Genomic DNA, 15,810 nt, shown 5'->3' on the forward strand with positions numbered 1-15,810 from the left:
AGCTGGGAGGCGCCGGGCACGCGTGGAGTTCAAAAAACTCTGAATCTTCGGCCGCCGGATGCAGTCGACCGAATGCAGCCAACTGACGGAGAACGTACATGGCCCGAACAGAAGATCCCAAGCCCTATACCCCAACCGAGATCGACGACACCGAGGACCGCATGGGCAGCGTGCACGAACTGGACTTCGATGAGCGCCTGGACGAACGCCATGGACGGGTAGGGGATGAGCGCCCGGCGAGCGAGATCGAGCGCGAATTCCCACCAGAGCGTGTTGCCGAAAGCGGCATGACGGGTGGCGAAGCGCTGAGCGACAGCCTGCATGAAGACAACGTCACCTACGACGACCTGAGCCCGGACACCCTGCTGGATGAAACCGGCGCCCGTGACCCGCACGAGCCCGGCGGCGGCGACGGCCCGGCTGACATGGACCTGCGTGAAGTGGATGCCGACGAAATCGGTGGCGGCTTTGGGCTGGACGAAGCCGAACTGGCACGTTCCGCGCCGCTTGACGGCGAACCCTGGACCGATGATGTGATCGATGACGAGGAGAGCAGATCATGAACCAGCAACGTTGTGCCTGTACCGATTGTTCCTGCACCGTGGATGCCAATGCCTTGCAGCGTGACGGCAAGGCCTATTGCTGTGAGGCCTGCGCCAACGGCCATGGCCATGGCGAGGCATGCAGGATGCAAGGGTGCCATTGCAGCGAAAAACCGGACGAGAATGCCGTAGACAATGCGCTGGATGAAACCTTCCCGGCGAGCGACCCGATTTCCCCTTGAGGTGGCCTTGTTGGCGCGGCACCAGGCCGCGCCGACGTTAACCGCGCCTGCCCCGCACCATCAGGTTTGCACCGAATTGTCGCGCTGGCGCATGACCTTGGCGCGCTTCTCAAGCACCAGATAAGTCACGATCGCAACCACCAGCGGTATCAGGTAGTACAGGGTGCGATAGCCTAACAGCGCGGCTACCAGCGTGCCCTGCGCCATCTGACCGTGCAGCAGGGCGAGGAACACCGCTTCCAGCACACCCAGGCCCGCCGGGATATGTGCAACCACGCCTGCCACGCAACTGATCAACAGGATCCCGAGGATCGCGGGGTAGAAGGCGTCGCCCGGCAGCAACCAGTAAATCAGCAGCGCCATCAATGCCCAGTTGCTGGCCCCCAGCGCTACCTGGCAGAGTGCAAGGCGCAGGGTTGGCAAAGTGACTTCGTGCTCGCGCCAGCGCCACGTGCGCTTCTTGGCCAGGCCACAGGCCAGCAGGTACGCCGCGGTAATCGCCAGCAACAGCACGCCGATCAGGCGCAGCCCTGTGGTGCCCACCGCCCAGTTGCCCGGCAGTTCGACCAGACCCAGGGCGAACACACTGCCGGCCAGCAGCATGTAGCCCATCCAGTTGGTGAGCAGGCCCAGCGTGAGAATGCGCGTGATGGTAGGGGTATCGAGCCCCAGGCGCCCATACAGGCGGTAGCGCAAGGCAACCCCGCCGACCCAGGTGGTGAAGTTGAGGTTGAACGCGTAGCACACGAAGGCGACCGGCAGCACTTGCCGGGCGGGCAACTGATGACCGGTGTAGGCGCGGGCCAGCAAGTCGTAGCTGGCGAACGTCAGGTAACTGCACACCGCAATTGCCAGGCCCACCACCAGCGTTCCAGGCTTGTAAGCGAGCAGCGACTGGCGCACTTCGTTCCAGTCCAGGTTGCGGGCCAATTGGTACAGCAGCACAGGGATCAGGATCAGGAACGCCACCGTCAATACGCGCTTGGCCCAGGTTTGCCAGGTTGTCCGTGCCATCAGGTATTGCCCTCGTGCAGGTCGCCGGCCGGGGCCTCGACGTCTGGCTGCAGCGAGCGCAGCCGTTGGCGGTGTGCCGGCAACCAGCCGGCGATGCGCGGGAAATGGCGCGCCGCATGGAAGCAAGCGAATATCAGCGGTGCCCGCCACCAGTAGCCACGGATCATGCGTTCCAGGGTCACCGGCTTGCACTGCTCGTGCGCAAGTGACTGCAGGTGCTCGCCGAGCAGCTGGTTGAAAGCGCGATCGCGGATGAACAGGTTGGCTTCCAGGTTCAGCGACAGGCTCAGCGGGTCGAGGTTGCTGGAACCCACGGTCGCCCACTCGTCGTCCACCAGCGCCACTTTGCCGTGCAAGGGCCGCTTGCAGTATTCATGAATGACCACGCCATCGCGCAGCAGGTAGTTGTACAGCAACCGCGACAGCGCACGGACCCAGCGCATGTCTGGCTGCCCTTGCAGGATCAGGTGTACAGCCACCCCTCGCCGGGCAGCGTTGCGCAACTCGCGCAGTAGCCGGTAGCCGGGGAAGAAGTAGGCATTGGCCACCACGATACGTTCTTTGGCACCGCGAAACGCCTGCAGGTACTGGCTTTCGATGGCTGTCCTGCGCACGCCGTTGTCACGCTCTACCAGCACGGCGGTGGTGGCCCCGGCGGGCTCGGTCAACGGCCGCACGGCGCTTGGCTCCTGCAGCACCGGCGACATCAGGCGCTTGCTGGCGGCATGCACCTGTGCCACCACCGGCCCGGTTACCTCGACGGCATAGTCCTGCTTGGCCATGGGGCCGAAGTCGCCCAGGTGATCGGCGCTGTAGTTGATGCCGCCAATGAAGGCCCGCTCGCCATCGATGACCACGATCTTGCGGTGCAGGCGCCGGAACAGGTTGGTACGCATGCCCACCAGGCGCGGCTGCGGGTCGAAGGCGTGGAAACTCACCCCGGCATCTGTCATGGCAGCGATGAATGGCGCGGGCAAGTCACCGGTACCATAGCCGTCCACGACCACCTCGACACGCACGCCGCGGCGCGCCGCATCTATCAGCGCCTGCTGCAGTTGCCGGCCGACCTTGTCGTCGAAAATGATGAAGGTTTCCAGCAGGATTTCCTCCTGGGCACGGGCCATGGCCTCGAACACGCAGGGGTAATACTGCTCGCCGTTGATCAGCAACTTTACGTTGTTGCCCTCTACCCAAGGTCTGTTCACAGGTGAATCTCCGCGGCCAATGGTGCGTGGTCGGAAAGGTGCGACCACGGGTAATTCGACAGTACCTGGGCGGCGCTCGGCATGGCGTTGCGCAGGTAGATGCGGTCAAGGCGCAGCAGCGGCAGACGCGCCGGGAAGCTGCGTGCCGGGGTGCCGAAGCGCTCGCCAAAGGCCTCTACCAGGTGCTCGCCCAACACGGCGTCTGCCTTCAGGCGCCAGTCGTTGAAATCGCCGGCGACGATGACCGGGGCTTGCGGCGGCAGGCTGGCCAGCAGGTCGAGCAACAGCTGGATCTGGCTTTGCCGGTGCGCTTCGCGCAGGCCCAGGTGCACACAAATAGCGTGCACCTGGGCGTGCCCTGGGACCTCGAGTTGGCAATGCAGCAGGCCGCGTTGTTCCTTGCCTTGCACCGACACATCGAGGTTGTTGAAGCGTTTGATGGGAAATTTGGACAGCAAGGCGTTGCCGTGGTCACCTTGCGGATACACGGCATTGCGGCCATAGGCGAACTGGGGCCACATGCTGTCGGCAAGGAATTCATATTGCGGGGTATCAGGCCAGGCCGGGTGGCGCAAGGCATGTTGCTGATGGCTGCCATGCACTTCCTGCAGGAACACCAGGTCTGCGCCGGTGGCACGCACCGCTTCACGCAGCTCAGGCAGGATGAAGCGGCGATTGAAGAAGGTGAACCCCTTGTGCACGTTCAGCGTGAGTACGTTCAAGCGGCGCACGGCGGTGGACTGATCGGTGCTGCGCGGCAAAGCAGTCATGGGTTCGTTCACAAGGCCACCTCCGGCACAACGCCCGGTTCGGTCATCAATTCATGGTCCAGCGACAGCTTCTGCAGCAAGCGGCGGGCGTCGTAGGGTGCATGGACCTTCTGGTCATTGTCGAAGTAACAGTACACGTCACGGGCCGCACGCCGGGGTGGCGGCCCCGGCACGATCAGGTGCGCGTCGTCTGCCTGACTGCCTTGGCTCCAGTGCAGGATGCGCTGTTTCCAGCGGCGTAACGCGCGCGCGGTATAGCCGCTGCTGTAGAGCTCCACGTCGCCGTGCAGGCGCATGTACACGAAGTCGGCGGTCACATCTTCGGCATGCGGCCACTTGCCGGCACTGTCCGCAACCACCAGCGCAACACGGTGCTTGCGCAGCAGCTTGATGAACGCCTCGCAAAGAAAACTCTCGTGGCGTATTTCCACCGCGTGGCGCAAACGTACATTACCGGTGATTGCAAGGCCGCCATTGTCGCGCAGCCGTTCGGCACAGCCCCGGGCGCATTCACGCGCAGCTTTGCGGTCACGTGGCAGCAACTGCAAAAACCGGGCAAAACGCTCTTCGTCAAACTTCATGTTCGGTGGAAACTGCCACAGAAAAGGCCCAAGCTTGTCGCCGAGCAGCAATGGACCGGAGGCGAAGAAGTTGGCCACCGGCTCTTCAATTTCCTTAAGGCGCCGCACATGGGTGATGTACCGTGGCCCCTTGACTGCGAAAACGAAGCCATCCGGCGTTTCATCACGCCAGCGCAGGTAACGCTCTGGGGTTTGCAAGCTGTAGAACGAGCCGTTTATCTCGATGCTGTTCACGGCCCGCGAGGCGAACGCCAGTTCATCGTCCTGGCGCAGGCCTTTGGGGTAGAAGTCCTTGCGCCAGGGGCCATAGCGCCACCCGGAAATGCCGATGCGGATATCGCTCACGCTGTCGTCCTCATCACCGGTTCCTTGTTCGGTTACTGTGAAGGTGCGACTGGCGCAGAGGGCCAAGGGTTCACCGCGTTTGACCAACGGGAGCGGTCCTGACAGGTTGAACTTTGCCGGCGCAGACGATTCCACCGGGTAAGCGCCCAGGCGCGCAAGCCCAGGAATTGACCTGCCAACGCTGGAGGCAAGCATGGCCAGACACATCATTCATTTCACCGGGCCGATCAATTCATCGACCTGCGGCAACATGATCAATACCTGCTCAAAGGCGTTGCAGCAGGGCGCCGAGGTGCTGCAACTGAACATCGCTACCATGGGCGGCGAGTGCAGCTACGGTTTTACCCTGTACAACTTCCTGCGGGCGCTACCGGTGCCGGTGCATACGCATAACCTGGGCACCGTCGAGTCCATGGGTAATATCCTGTTCCTGGCCGGGGAGTGGCGCACGGCATGCAGCTACAGCAAGTTCCTGTTCCACCCGTTTCACTGGACCTTGCATGGCTCGGTCGACCATTCACGCATGGCGGAATATGCGATGAGCCTGGATTACGACCTGCAGCTGTATGCGCAGATTGTGGCCGAGCGCACACAAGGTGCGCCCGAGGTGCTGGATGTACCGCGCTACCTGATGGCGTACCCGCGGATTCTGGGGCCGCAGGAGGCTCTGCAAAGTGGCGTGATCCATGCCATCGACGAGATGCCGATCACGCTGGACATGAACCAGTGGAGCGTGCACGCCTGAGGTTCATACCGGTCGGCCATCAGTACGGCACAGTGCCGCTCAAGGTTTCGATGGCCTCCACCAGTTCGTCGTAGCCGACCGGCTTGTTCAGGTGCCGGTCGAAGCCGGACTGGCGCGACTTGTGCTGATCTGCACTGGCACCGTAGCCGGTGAGGGCAATGGCTGGGGTGTGGCGCAGATGGGCATGGCTGCGCAGCGCCTTGATCAAGGCATGGCCGTCCATCACTGGCATGCCGATGTCGGAGAGAATGATGTCGAACTCCTCACCCGAGGCCGCTTCCAGCGCCTCGCGGGGGCGGCTGAAGGCGCGCACGCTGGCGTTTTCCATTTCCAGCAGCTCTTGCATGATCTCCAATACCTCGACCGAGTCATCCACCAGCAGCACGCGCACGCCCTGCAGCCGGCCCTCCCTGGAATGTTCTGCAAGGTCGGCGCAAGGCGGGGACTGCACGTTGCACAGGGGCAGGCGAACGGTGAAGGTGCAGCCCATGCCCAAACCGGCCGAACTGGCCTGCACGGTGCCGCCCTGGGCTTCGACCAACTGCCGCACCAACGACAGGCCGATGCCCAGGCCTTCACGGTTCTGGTTGGCCAGTTGGGGAGCCTGGCTGAACAGGTCGAAGATGTGCTCCAGGCTGTCGAGGCTCAAGCCTACGCCTTGGTCGATCACCTGCAGGCGTGCCTGTTGCTCGTCATGACTCAACACCAGGCGTATCTCACTGCCTGCCGGGCTGAATTTCAGGGCATTGTTCAGCAGGTTCCAGATGATCTGCTCCAGGCGCGTGACATCGCCCTCGATCATCACTGGCAAGCCGTCGGCAGGCAGCTCCAGGCGCACCAGGCAGGGGTGTTGCTCGCTCACCACCACAGCGTGAATGCCGCGCAGGATGGCGCCAAGGTCTACCGGCTCGGTCTTGAGCTTGAGCTTGCCGGTACGGATGCGGGCCACATCCAGCAGGTCGTCGATGATCCTGGCCTGGCTGCCAACCGCCTCGCAGATGGTAGCTACCGCCTTGCTGGCGGTGCCGATCTGCTTGATCGAGGGCAGGCGGCGGAGCATTTCCGCGTTCAGCTGAATCAGGTTCAGTGGGTGCTTCAGTTCATGCGACATGATGGCGAAGAACTCATCCTTCATGTGGCTGGTGGTTTGCGATTCCGCCAGCTGCTTGCTCAAGCGTTCCTCGCCCAGGCGCACATGCTCTTCGGCAGCGTGGCTGCTGCTGATGTCGATGAAGGTCAAGACGGTACCGTCGATTTTCTGCTCGCTGGAGCGGTAGGGCAGCAGGCGTGCCAGGTACCAGTGGTCGCGCTGGCCGCCAACTTCCCGCTCGATCACGGCCTCACCCTGGGCCACGGCACGGGCATCATCGGCCATGGCCGGGTAGTCCAGGCGGTGCGTGATGTCGAGCAATGAGCGGCCGGTATCGACCGGTAAAATGTTGAACAGGTCGGTGGCGCGCGGCGTGAACCAGCGGATATGCAGGTTGCGGTCGACGAACACGGTGGCGATTTCGGTGCAGGCGATCAGGTTGCTCAGGTAGTCGTTGACCTTGTCGGTCTCCTCCACCTTGTTCTTCAACTCGTAGTTGACGGTGAGCAACTCCTCGTTGATGGATTGCAGCTCTTCCTTGCTGGTTTCCAGCTCTTCGCTGGCCGAGCGCAGCTCTTCGTTGATTGCCTGCATTTCTTCGTTGGAAGCCGTGAGTTCCTCGCTGGATACCTGCGACTGCTCGATGGTTTCCTGCAGCTGCAGGCGGGTACGCTGGAGTTCACGTTCCAGGTTGTGCAGGACCATGCTGTCGGTCTGGCGGATGACGCCCGGCAGTGGCAGGGAAGGGTCAGGCGCCCGCTGCTCGAATACCACGAGCAGGCAATCGCCGTTGTGCCCGTCGTCCTTGTAAGGCTGCACGGTGATCTCCACCTGCAACGGCTGTTGGCCATCGCCCAGGTCGACCGGCCTGGAGGTGACCGCTTCGGTGCCTTGGCGCGCCTGGAACAGCGTACTGCGCAGCGCCAGGCGCAGGCTCGGCAGCACCAGGCCAAGCAAATTGCGGCTGGGCTCGCCGCCGCCCAGTTGCAGGAAGCGCCCGACACTTTCGCTCATGTGCAGGATATTGCCGTCCACATCCGCGATAAGGCTGGCCGGCATGCGCATGGCCAGGGCGCGGTGGTGCAGCTCGGCATAAGAGGGCTTGCGCCCAGGCTTGGCCTTGGCCAACGGGTCCAATGGCAGGCTGGCGCCAGTACTGCCAGGCACCTGCCGCTCGGCCCGGCGCCCGGCATTGCTGACGTCACGGGCGCGGAAGATCCGGTTACGCTTGTCCACCGGTGCGAACAGTTCACCCACCACGTCGGCTGACTCGGACGAGCCTAGGAAAAGATGGCCGCCGGGGCGCAAGGCAAAGTGGAACATCAACAGGATGTCGCGTTGCACTTCGCGGTCGAGGTAGATCAACAGGTTGCGGCAGACAATGAGGTCAATTTGCGAAAAGGGTGGGTCCGACAGCAGGTTGTGGCGCGCGAACAACACTTTTTCGCGCACCTCCTTGCGCACCCGGTAATGCTGGTCTTCCTTGACGAAAAACTGGCGCAGCCGGCTGGGCGGCACATCGGTCACGATCGCCTCGGAATACACGCCCGTGCGCGCGATGCCGATGGCACGAGCATCGAGGTCGGTGGCAAACACCTGGACCTTGCGGTTGCGCTGCTCCAGTGCAAGTTGCTCACAGATCAACATGGCCAGGCTATAAGCCTCTTCGCCGGTCGAGCAGCCGGCCGACCAGACGCGGATCTCGTCATGGCCGTCGACCGGGTCATGCTCGCTGGCCAGCTGCGGCAGCACATGCCGCTCCAGGGCCTCGAAGGCTTCGCGGTCGCGGAAGAAGTTGGTCACGCCGATCAGCATGTCTGCCAGCAACGCCGTGGACTCGGCGGGGTTCTGCTCGAGGTAGTGCAAGTAGCCGGCGAGGTTGCTTTGCCCGGTCACGTGCAGGCGACGTTCGATACGTCGCAGCACGGTGGCGCGCTTGTAGTGCTGGAAATCGTGCCCCGTGTTGCTGCGCAACTGCAGGAGGATCTCCTCCAGCAGCGGCTCGCTGGCCTGGGCGTCGCCAACGCGGGTGCCCAGCGCCGGGGGCAGGGTGTCATCCTCGATTTCCGGCAGCCGGACCTGCCGGGCGTTACGCCACAGCTCCAGCAGCTTTTGTGGCATCTCGGCCACGGGCAGCACCAGGTCGACCATGCCGGTTTCGATGGCAGCCCGGGGCATGCTGTCGTACTGGGCATCGTCCGGGGTTTGAACCAGGGTCACGCCGCCTTGCTCCTTGATCCGCGACAGCCCCACGGCACCGTCGGCGCCGGTGCCCGACAGCACCACGCAGAATGCATGGTCCTTGTGCACGTCGGCCAGGTCGCGGAAGAACAGGTCAATGGCCACGTGGTCGCCACGGCGGCGATTGGCGGGGGTCACGCGCAGGTAGCCGTCATTGGTGGAAAGGCGATTGGCCGGGGAGATGACATACACGTGGTTGCGCTCGATCGGCACCGGTTCGGTGACTTGGCGCACGGGCATTTGCGTGGTGTCCTGGATGATCCGGTCGGCCACGCTTTGATGATCCGGCGACAGATGCAGCACCACCACGAACGCCATGCCGCAGTCACTGGGCATGTGCCGAAACAGCGTGCAGATGGCTTCCAGGCCGCCCGCGGAGGCCCCGATGCCCACCACCGGAAAGTCCAAATGGCTTGGGCTGAGTGCAGGATTTTGCGGCGAGGCGGGTTGCTTGGGCGAGGACTTCATTGACGGAGCCTTGTACAAGAGCCTTACAGGCGGAGCGTGACTGCACAGTCACACCTGGATAGTGAGGCGATTATAGGCCGCTACCCTGCAGTTGTGACTGCTGCATGCGCGATAAAGTGCGGCCTCCCTGCAAATGGGGCACAAATAGTTGGCCTGGGCGTGTTTAAGGCCGCCGGTCAGCTGCCCGTGAAGCGTGTGAGACAAGCGGGTGATTGCAGGTTCGGAATATGAACATGGGCAACCTTCCGTGCGTGCACTGCATGAACGCACAGGTTGCGCAACCGCGTATTTATCGCAAGGAGAAACCACATGGCGCAAGATCAGGAACGTACCCGCCAGCGCGGCGGTACCAAAGAAACAAACCCGGGCAACTTCGCCAACGACCGTGAGCGTGCATCGCGCGCTGGGCACAAAGGCGGCCAAGCTTCGGGCGGCAACTTCGCCAATGATCGCCAGCGGGCATCGGAAGCCGGACGCAAAGGTGGCCAGAAGAGCCACGGCACTCGCAGCGAGTGAAGGTACTGCGCGAACGGTAGTGTGCCCGTAGGCGCACGCCGCCCGGGCGCCGCTGGTGCCCGTCGATCGATATTTTTTTGAATCTTCTGGTCCTGCCCCGATCAATCAGGGTGTCATCCATGGAGAAGAGGAGGCCCCTGCGATGCCTGCCCCACAGCTGTTCATCATTGATTACCAACTACATGGTCAGCCGCGCAGTTTCATCATTCGCCTGGACCGCCTGGACAATGCCGAAGCCTGGCATTGGGCGAGTTGCGATGCGGGCATTGGCATAATCCCCAAATTCGGGCGTGAAAAGATCAGGAAGGTCAGCCGCCCGATGGCCGAACGGTATGGGATTACTGGGGTGAGCTGGCGTCTGTCAGGAAGCAAACCGAATCACTCGGTGGGCGACCCTGCGGCAATTGTCTAACGGCAGCGCTCGGGCTGGCGTGGCTCCCTCCGCCCGCAGATGGCCCCAGTTCCAATTGCCGATTCAACTGAGAAACAAGGGCAGCGGACTGCAGCCGCTCCCCTTAACCCGCTGGCAGTAAACGATTCAGGCCCCGGACTCCGGATCGCTGGCGGGTACACCCGGGCGATCGTCGTCATCGCCCACATTCGGGTCGGTATCCGGGTCATCGACCTGGTCGTTACGCTTTTCTGGCTCAAGCTCCGGCCAGTCGTCCTGGGCGTTGCCCCCGCCCATGCGCAGTGCAGTACTCATTGCATCATCCTCCAGGTCTTGGTTAATGGTGTTGATGGTGCGCCGCGATGGGCGATCCAGCCTCGCCCATCGCATGCTTCTCACGGGTTTCGGGTTACAGCACCTTGTCGAGTGTGATCGGGAACTCCCTCACACGTTTGCCGGTGGCGTGGTAGATGGCGTTCGCCACTGCGGCAGCCACGCCGACCACGCCAATTTCGCCCACACCCTTCGACCCCAGCTCATTGACGACATCGTCGTGCTCCTCAACGAAAATAACGTCGATATCACCGCAGTCCGCGTTGACCGGGATGTGGTATTCCGCAAGGTTGTGATTGACGATGCGACCCAGGCCATGGTCGGTCAAGGCCTCTTCGTGCAGAGCCATGCCGATACCCCACACCACGCCGCCCAGGATCTGGCTGCGTGCAGTCTTCGGGTTAACGACCCGGCCCGCCGCCACGGCGCTGACTACTCGGGTGACCTTGATCATGCCGAGGTCTTCGTCAACCTGGACCTCGACAAACACGGCCGAGTGGGTCGCCGTGGAAAACGGTTGGCGCCTTGCACCAGGCTCAGCGTCGATTTGCACTTCGAACTCAGCGCCGGGGGCACTGGCGACGATATCTGCCAGGGCCACGCGATAGCTACCCGCGTGCAGGTAGCCACCGGCGAAGACGATCTCCTCCCGCGCTGCGCTCGCCACTTGCGGATGCATATTGCGGGCATGCTCCAGCACCTTTGTGCGTAACACCTGGCAAGCCTGGCGCACAGCCGAGCCTACCGACGATACCGTGAACGACCCGCCCTGCAGGGGGGCGGTGGGCAGGGACGAGTCACCGAGTACGAAGGTGACATCCTCCACGCTGACGCCCGCAGCGTCGGCTGCGATCTGGGTCATGACGGTGTAGGTGCCGGTGCCGATATCGGTGGTGGCGCTGCTGACGGTGAGGTGGCCTTGGGCATCCAGGCGCGCTTTCGCGCTGGCCTTCATCTGCATGGCCTCCCAGACGCCGCCCGCCATTCCCCAACCGACCAACTGGTTGCCAGTGCGCATGCTGCGCGGTTGCGGGTTGCGGTGCTGCCAACCGAAACGCTCACTGCCTTGCTGGTAGCACGCCAGCAGCTCCTTGCTGGAGTAGGGCTTGCCCTCGTTGCCATTGTTGGCGGCAAAATTACGCTGGCGCAGCTCTACGGGGTCGATATCTGCGGCACAGGCAAGCTCATCCATCGCGCATTCCAGCGCGACCACCCCAGAACCGGCCCCAGGGGCGCGCATGTCCAATGGGGTGTACACATCCAACGAGGCGAGTCGGTAGTTGAGTTCAACGTTGTCGCACTGGTAGAGCATACCGCTCCACTCCACCAGGTGTTCGGTGAAGTCTTCGAAGCGCGAGGTCTGCCCCAGTCCATCGTGACCGACTGCCAGCAATCGCCCATCTGCGCCTGCGCCCAGGCGCAAACGCTGTTCAGTGCGGGGCCGGTAGCCGAACGTGAACATTTGCTGACGCGTCAGGGTGACGCGCACAGAGCGCTGAAGATGCAGCGCCGCCATTACTGCCAGGGGCAGCTGGTACTGCGGGCGCAGGCCCGAGCCGAAGGCACCGCCGACGAAGGCTGCGTGCACACGGATCTGGGCCTTGGGCAGGCCGAACACCTTGTGCAGGTAGTCCTGGCAGTTCTGCGTGCCTTGGGTCTTGTCATGAATTTCCAAGCTGCCGTCGGGCTTGTAGTGCACGGTGGAGGCGTGGGGCTCCATCGGGTTGTGGTGCTCGTTGGCAGTCAGGTAGGTGGCATCGACCTGCACGGGTGCCCCAGCGAAACTGCCAGCGAAGTCGCCACGCGGGGCCGGTGTTTCCGCCGGCGCCACATGCGACGCCTTGGTAGCGCCCAGGTCTGTCTCGTGAGGTTCCTCGGCGTATTCGATCCGGATCAATGAGCCTGCATACCGGGCCACCTCCAGGGTGTGCGCCACCACCAGCGCCAGGGGTTGCCCGCTGTACAGCACTCGATCGTTGAACAGGGGCCGAAAGGGTGCGCCCTCTGCTGCATCGGCGTCGCTGTAGTCATCGTCATAACTGGAAATATGCGGACGATGCCCATGGTCGAGCACCGCGACAACGCCGGGTACGCCCAGCGCCTGGGTAGCGTCGATGCGCACTACGCGGCCGCGGGCGATGGTACTGGACACCACGCTGCCGTGGAGCAGGCCGTCTTTTGGGTATTCGCCCGCATAGCGTGCCTGGCCGGTGACTTTAGCCACCCCATCCACGCGGTCCAGTGGGGTACCGACTACAGATTTGCTGTTGACCATGGTCATGCCCCCCCACCAGCGGCACTGTGCGCCGCGTCAGTCAATGCACGCACGATTGCACGCTGCGCCAGTGTTACTTTGAAACCGTTGTGGCTCAGCGGCTGTGCGCCCTGAAGCAGCGCCTGCGCGGCCTTATCGAACAGCGCCTCGGAAGGCACCTGGCCAACCAGCAGGCTTTCCACACCCGGGTCGCGCCATGGTTTGTGCGCTACACCGCCCAGCGCCAGGCGGGCGTGCTGAATTACATCGCCATCCAACCGCAAGGCCGCAGCGACCGACACCAGCGCAAACGCGTAGGAGGCTCGATCTCGAATTTTCAGGTAGCGGTAATGCTGTTCGAACAGCGGCGGCGGCAGCTCTACAGCTGTTACCAGCTCATCGGCTGCCAGCTGGTTATCACGCTCCGGATTGTTCTCGGGCAGGCGATGGAAATCTGCAAAGGGGATCTGGCGTTTGCCAGCCGGTCCCTCTACGTGCACCACGGCTTCGAGTGCTGCCAGTGCTACGCACATGTCGGACGGATGAGTGGCCACACAGGCCTCACTGGCGCCGAGAATGGCGTGTATGCGGTTGCGGCCGCTGCGAGCAGGGCATCCGCTGCCGGGTTCACGTTTATTACAGGGGGTGCCAGTATCGTAGAAGTAGTAACAGCGTGTGCGCTGGAGCAAGTTGCCGCCGGTGCTGGCCATGTTTCTCAACTGCGGTGAAGCGCCCGACAGGATAGCCTGTGACAGCAATGGGTATTGTTGCTCGATCATGGGGTGCCAGGCCAGGTCGGCATTGCTGACCAGAGCACCGATCATGACCCCACCGCTGGCAGTGGGGTGCAGCCCATCCAGCGCCAAACCGGATATATCGATCAGGCGCTCGGGGCGCACCACGTTCTCCTTCATCAGGTCGACCAGGTTGGTGCCCCCGGCGATAAAGCGCGCGCTATCGCCAGCCAGGCTCACGGCTTCGCTGACTGACGCAGGCTTGTGGTAGCTGAAGGGCATCATGGCTTCGCCCCCCGTTGTGGTTGATCCGGGTCTGCCATCAGCGGCAGGGCTTCTTCGATTGCTGCGACGATGTTGCCATAGGCACCACAGCGGCAAAGGTTGCCGCTCATCTGCTCACGAATGGCCTCACGGCAGTCGGCACGTCCTTCACGCACAAGCCCGACGGCAGAGCAGATCTGCCCAGGTGTGCAGTACCCGCACTGAAACGCATCGTGGGTGATGAAGGCGCGTTGCATAGGGTGCAGCAAATCGCCGCTGGCCAGCCCCTCGATGGTGACCAAGTCTGCGCCGTCGCACATGATGGCCAAGGTCAAGCAAGCATTGACGCGCTTGCCGTCGCGCAGCACCGTGCAGGCGCCGCATTGGCCGTGGTCGCAGCCTTTTTTGGTGCCTACCAGGTCCAGTTGGTCACGCAACAGGTCGAGCAGCGTGGTCCACGGGTGGACAGCCAGGGTTCGGGGCTGACCATTGAGGGTCAGGCAGATGGGGTGTTCTGCAGCCCCATTGGAAGAGAGCGCGCTCATGGAAGGTCCTCACGGTCAGGGTTCACGCAGTTGGCTGCGTCTTTGTTGTGCGACCCGGGAGGTTGCAGAAACGTTCCACCGGCTTGCCAGGCGTGGAAAGGTGGCTGCGGGTATGGCGGGACGCGTGCAGGCGTTATGGTGGTGAGCCGCGGGACTGAGAGCGAAGCTCAGGGCTGCTGGCCGGTAGCCAAGAAGGGATGAGCGGGCGAGGGCACGAACCGTGGCTGACGTATTTGCGGGGAAGGGCCAGTATATTGGTGAACTACAACGTTAACTCAACTAAATGGATATTTAGCGTAGTTATTCCTTGAGGTCATATAATAAGGGCAGGGTAGCTCATCTGGTGAGCTAGGGATAGCTCATCCGTGATCGCTAACGCTCACGTTTGCACGCTAGCGTTCAAGAATGAGCTACCTTCGGCGGCAGTCACCATCAAGATGCACCATTCAATGACTCACTTTCCAGGCTGGATGCTTGAAAGCGCCCATGACTCAAGGGAGCATGGATGAGCACCAAGGATGGCTACGCACCCGTTGTCATCTACACCGGGAGATAAAAGAGTCCGACTCAGTAATCAATGGTAACAATGGTTACATCGAGAACTACGTAAAATGTGTGGCGCTCTTGCTTTGGTTCTTCAAGGATAACTCGGTCAGCTGGGTCAACCAGGACTGTCTCGGGCTAGGTGGCCAGCGCGCCTTTGAACTTTTAACTTCGAGCGAAGGATGTGAGCAAGTCTATATGCTGATTCGACGATTGGAGAGTGGGGTAGTGGTGTGAAACTCAAGGCGCTTTACCATTCACACACGGTTATGGCCAGTTATCCTGGGCTAGAGACCTACCTTCGTCAGAGGTTGGACTGGGAATTTCGACAAAGCATGGTAGATTTTGATCTGGTACGAAGCGTTGTCTCATCCCCGAGATTGATGTCTTTCAGTGTCAGGAGCTTTAGTGATCCTCGTCTCATAGCTGCTGGTGATTCCTACCTGAGTTCACACACTATGATTGCGGATGGGTATCAGAAGACCTATGCACTTTCTATAGCCGATTGGTTTGATATAAACGGTGTTGTTGAGAGAGTTGAGCGGTGCCAGCCTTTTGACGCAGCCGTTATGAACATCCAGATTTGGCCATTTGCTCCTTCGGATCTGGACAAGTTCGGCATGGCAGTTGCTGTGGCTCTTAGTTACACGCCAGCAGAATTGATGGCGGAATCGAGAATCTCACTAGCTTTGGACGAACTAATGAAGGAGTGGGGGTACAGCGTGGATGATTCATAGTTAATGTTACTGCCGTTAGATTTTCATGTTTCGCTGGCAAAGCAGTTGCGTTGCGCAAAGTGCTCGAATCGCTACCTGGAGCGCGCATCTTTGGCAGCTTGAGTATGAACAAATCCGATTCACGTTGGGGCCGGATCGCAAGCTACCGCTCGCGTTTGTCAGGGGCATCCAGTACTCATAGCTCCGGGCTTTGAGACGTAAAAAGGCTTAGACTACCTCTCGGGACGCTGTTCCGATCGCTGCATGACCA

16 protein-coding genes are annotated in these 15,810 nt (G+C 61.9%); 7 read left to right on the forward strand and 9 right to left on the reverse strand.

The features are described from left to right. The first annotated feature begins 98 nt into the window (after positions 1-98). Together GEV39_RS11890 and GEV39_RS11895 are read left to right on the forward strand one after the other, a co-directional pair. Positions 99-563, forward strand: coding sequence for a phosphotransferase system, HPr-related protein (locus GEV39_RS11890; RefSeq protein WP_173889185.1), 465 nt, complete (start codon positions 99-101; stop codon positions 561-563). Next, positions 560-784 carry a metallothionein gene (locus tag GEV39_RS11895; RefSeq protein WP_173889187.1) on the forward strand — a complete coding sequence of 75 codons (225 nt, stop codon included), beginning with the start codon at positions 560-562 and terminating at the stop codon, positions 782-784. The genes GEV39_RS11890 and GEV39_RS11895 overlap by 4 nt, the downstream gene beginning before the upstream one ends. 60 nt (positions 785-844) lie before the next feature. Here GEV39_RS11895 and GEV39_RS11900 read toward each other — a convergent pair whose 3' ends face one another. Genes GEV39_RS11900 through GEV39_RS11915 form a run of 4 tightly spaced genes read right to left on the reverse strand, consistent with a single transcriptional unit; the run spans position 845 to position 4,699 of the window. Next, a complete protein-coding gene (locus tag GEV39_RS11900) occupies positions 845-1,798 on the reverse strand; it encodes a lysylphosphatidylglycerol synthase domain-containing protein (RefSeq protein ID WP_054913143.1) in 954 nt (317 codons plus the stop codon). Next, positions 1,798-3,003: a cardiolipin synthase ClsB gene (gene clsB, locus GEV39_RS11905; RefSeq protein WP_173889189.1), complete on the reverse strand. Its 1,206-nt coding sequence runs from the start codon at positions 3,001-3,003 to the stop codon at positions 1,798-1,800. The genes GEV39_RS11900 and clsB overlap by 1 nt, the downstream gene beginning before the upstream one ends. Then, the gene (locus GEV39_RS11910) at positions 3,000-3,773 is read right to left on the reverse strand and encodes an endonuclease/exonuclease/phosphatase family protein (RefSeq protein ID WP_173891693.1); all 774 of its coding nucleotides are present in this window, start codon (positions 3,771-3,773) and stop codon (positions 3,000-3,002) included. The genes clsB and GEV39_RS11910 overlap by 4 nt, the downstream gene beginning before the upstream one ends. Positions 3,774-3,781: 8 nt before the next feature. Continuing rightward, on the reverse strand, positions 3,782-4,699 hold the full coding sequence (locus GEV39_RS11915; RefSeq protein ID WP_173889191.1) for a DUF72 domain-containing protein: 918 nt from the start codon (positions 4,697-4,699) through the stop codon (positions 3,782-3,784). Positions 4,700-4,892: 193 nt separating this feature from the next. Here GEV39_RS11915 and GEV39_RS11920 point away from each other — a divergent pair, with 193 nt between their 5' ends. Next, on the forward strand, positions 4,893-5,444 hold the full coding sequence (locus GEV39_RS11920; protein ID WP_173889193.1) for an ATP-dependent Clp protease proteolytic subunit: 552 nt from the start codon (positions 4,893-4,895) through the stop codon (positions 5,442-5,444). 19 nt (positions 5,445-5,463) lie between these two features. On the opposite strand, the gene GEV39_RS11925 is transcribed toward GEV39_RS11920, so the two are convergent. Next, complete coding sequence (locus tag GEV39_RS11925) at positions 5,464-9,243, reverse strand: CheR family methyltransferase (RefSeq protein WP_173889195.1); 3,780 nt, start codon at positions 9,241-9,243, stop codon at positions 5,464-5,466. 309 nt (positions 9,244-9,552) lie between these two features. Between GEV39_RS11925 and GEV39_RS11930 the strand changes: the two genes are divergently transcribed. Both GEV39_RS11930 and GEV39_RS11935 read left to right on the forward strand, forming a co-directional pair. After that, positions 9,553-9,759 (forward strand): con-10 family general stress protein, encoded by a 207-nt coding sequence (locus tag GEV39_RS11930; protein WP_173889197.1) that lies wholly within the window; start codon positions 9,553-9,555, stop codon positions 9,757-9,759. Between the two features lie 142 nt (positions 9,760-9,901). Next, positions 9,902-10,171, forward strand: coding sequence for a DUF6555 family protein (locus GEV39_RS11935; RefSeq protein WP_173891694.1), 270 nt, complete (start codon positions 9,902-9,904; stop codon positions 10,169-10,171). A gap of 126 nt (positions 10,172-10,297) precedes the next feature. Here GEV39_RS11935 and GEV39_RS11940 read toward each other — a convergent pair whose 3' ends face one another. From GEV39_RS11940 to GEV39_RS11955, 4 genes are all read right to left on the reverse strand, one after another. After that, complete coding sequence (locus tag GEV39_RS11940) at positions 10,298-10,465, reverse strand: hypothetical protein (protein ID WP_173889199.1); 168 nt, start codon at positions 10,463-10,465, stop codon at positions 10,298-10,300. Between the two features lie 94 nt (positions 10,466-10,559). Then, entirely contained in the window at positions 10,560-12,758 is a 2,199-nt protein-coding gene (locus GEV39_RS11945; RefSeq protein ID WP_173891695.1) for a xanthine dehydrogenase family protein molybdopterin-binding subunit, read from the reverse strand. 2 nt (positions 12,759-12,760) lie between these two features. After that, positions 12,761-13,756, reverse strand: coding sequence for an FAD binding domain-containing protein (locus tag GEV39_RS11950; RefSeq protein WP_173889201.1), 996 nt, complete (start codon positions 13,754-13,756; stop codon positions 12,761-12,763). After that, the gene (locus GEV39_RS11955; protein WP_173889203.1) at positions 13,753-14,280 is read right to left on the reverse strand and encodes a (2Fe-2S)-binding protein; all 528 of its coding nucleotides are present in this window, start codon (positions 14,278-14,280) and stop codon (positions 13,753-13,755) included. The genes GEV39_RS11950 and GEV39_RS11955 overlap by 4 nt, the downstream gene beginning before the upstream one ends. A gap of 501 nt (positions 14,281-14,781) precedes the next feature. Between GEV39_RS11955 and GEV39_RS26520 the strand changes: the two genes are divergently transcribed. After that, positions 14,782-15,060 (forward strand): antitoxin Xre/MbcA/ParS toxin-binding domain-containing protein, encoded by a 279-nt coding sequence (locus tag GEV39_RS26520; protein ID WP_173889206.1) that lies wholly within the window; start codon positions 14,782-14,784, stop codon positions 15,058-15,060. Between the two features lie 146 nt (positions 15,061-15,206). Next, the gene (locus GEV39_RS11965) at positions 15,207-15,560 is read left to right on the forward strand and encodes a hypothetical protein (RefSeq protein WP_173889207.1); all 354 of its coding nucleotides are present in this window, start codon (positions 15,207-15,209) and stop codon (positions 15,558-15,560) included. Positions 15,561-15,810 lie beyond the last annotated feature (250 nt).

It is taken from the genome of Pseudomonas sp. NY5710 (assembly GCF_013305665.1).
Classification (GTDB): Bacteria; Pseudomonadota; Gammaproteobacteria; order Pseudomonadales; family Pseudomonadaceae; genus Aquipseudomonas; species Aquipseudomonas juntendi.

Coding starts and splice junctions, on each gene's coding strand:
- GEV39_RS11890 (WP_173889185.1), top strand. CDS start 99: ATGGCCCGAACAGAAGATCCCAAGCCCTATACCCCAACCGAGATCGAC.
- GEV39_RS11895 (WP_173889187.1), top strand. CDS start 560: ATGAACCAGCAACGTTGTGCCTGTACCGATTGTTCCTGCACCGTGGAT.
- GEV39_RS11900 (WP_054913143.1), bottom strand. CDS start 1,798: ATGGCACGGACAACCTGGCAAACCTGGGCCAAGCGCGTATTGACGGTG.
- GEV39_RS11910 (WP_173891693.1), bottom strand. CDS start 3,773: ATGACTGCTTTGCCGCGCAGCACCGATCAGTCCACCGCCGTGCGCCGC.
- GEV39_RS11920 (WP_173889193.1), top strand. CDS start 4,893: ATGGCCAGACACATCATTCATTTCACCGGGCCGATCAATTCATCGACC.
- GEV39_RS11925 (WP_173889195.1), bottom strand. CDS start 9,243: ATGAAGTCCTCGCCCAAGCAACCCGCCTCGCCGCAAAATCCTGCACTC.
- GEV39_RS11930 (WP_173889197.1), top strand. CDS start 9,553: ATGGCGCAAGATCAGGAACGTACCCGCCAGCGCGGCGGTACCAAAGAA.
- GEV39_RS11935 (WP_173891694.1), top strand. CDS start 9,902: ATGCCTGCCCCACAGCTGTTCATCATTGATTACCAACTACATGGTCAG.
- GEV39_RS11940 (WP_173889199.1), bottom strand. CDS start 10,465: ATGAGTACTGCACTGCGCATGGGCGGGGGCAACGCCCAGGACGACTGG.
- GEV39_RS11945 (WP_173891695.1), bottom strand. CDS start 12,758: ATGGTCAACAGCAAATCTGTAGTCGGTACCCCACTGGACCGCGTGGAT.
- GEV39_RS11950 (WP_173889201.1), bottom strand. CDS start 13,756: ATGATGCCCTTCAGCTACCACAAGCCTGCGTCAGTCAGCGAAGCCGTG.
- GEV39_RS11955 (WP_173889203.1), bottom strand. CDS start 14,280: ATGAGCGCGCTCTCTTCCAATGGGGCTGCAGAACACCCCATCTGCCTG.
- GEV39_RS26520 (WP_173889206.1), top strand. CDS start 14,782: ATGGATGAGCACCAAGGATGGCTACGCACCCGTTGTCATCTACACCGG.
- GEV39_RS11965 (WP_173889207.1), top strand. CDS start 15,207: ATGTCTTTCAGTGTCAGGAGCTTTAGTGATCCTCGTCTCATAGCTGCT.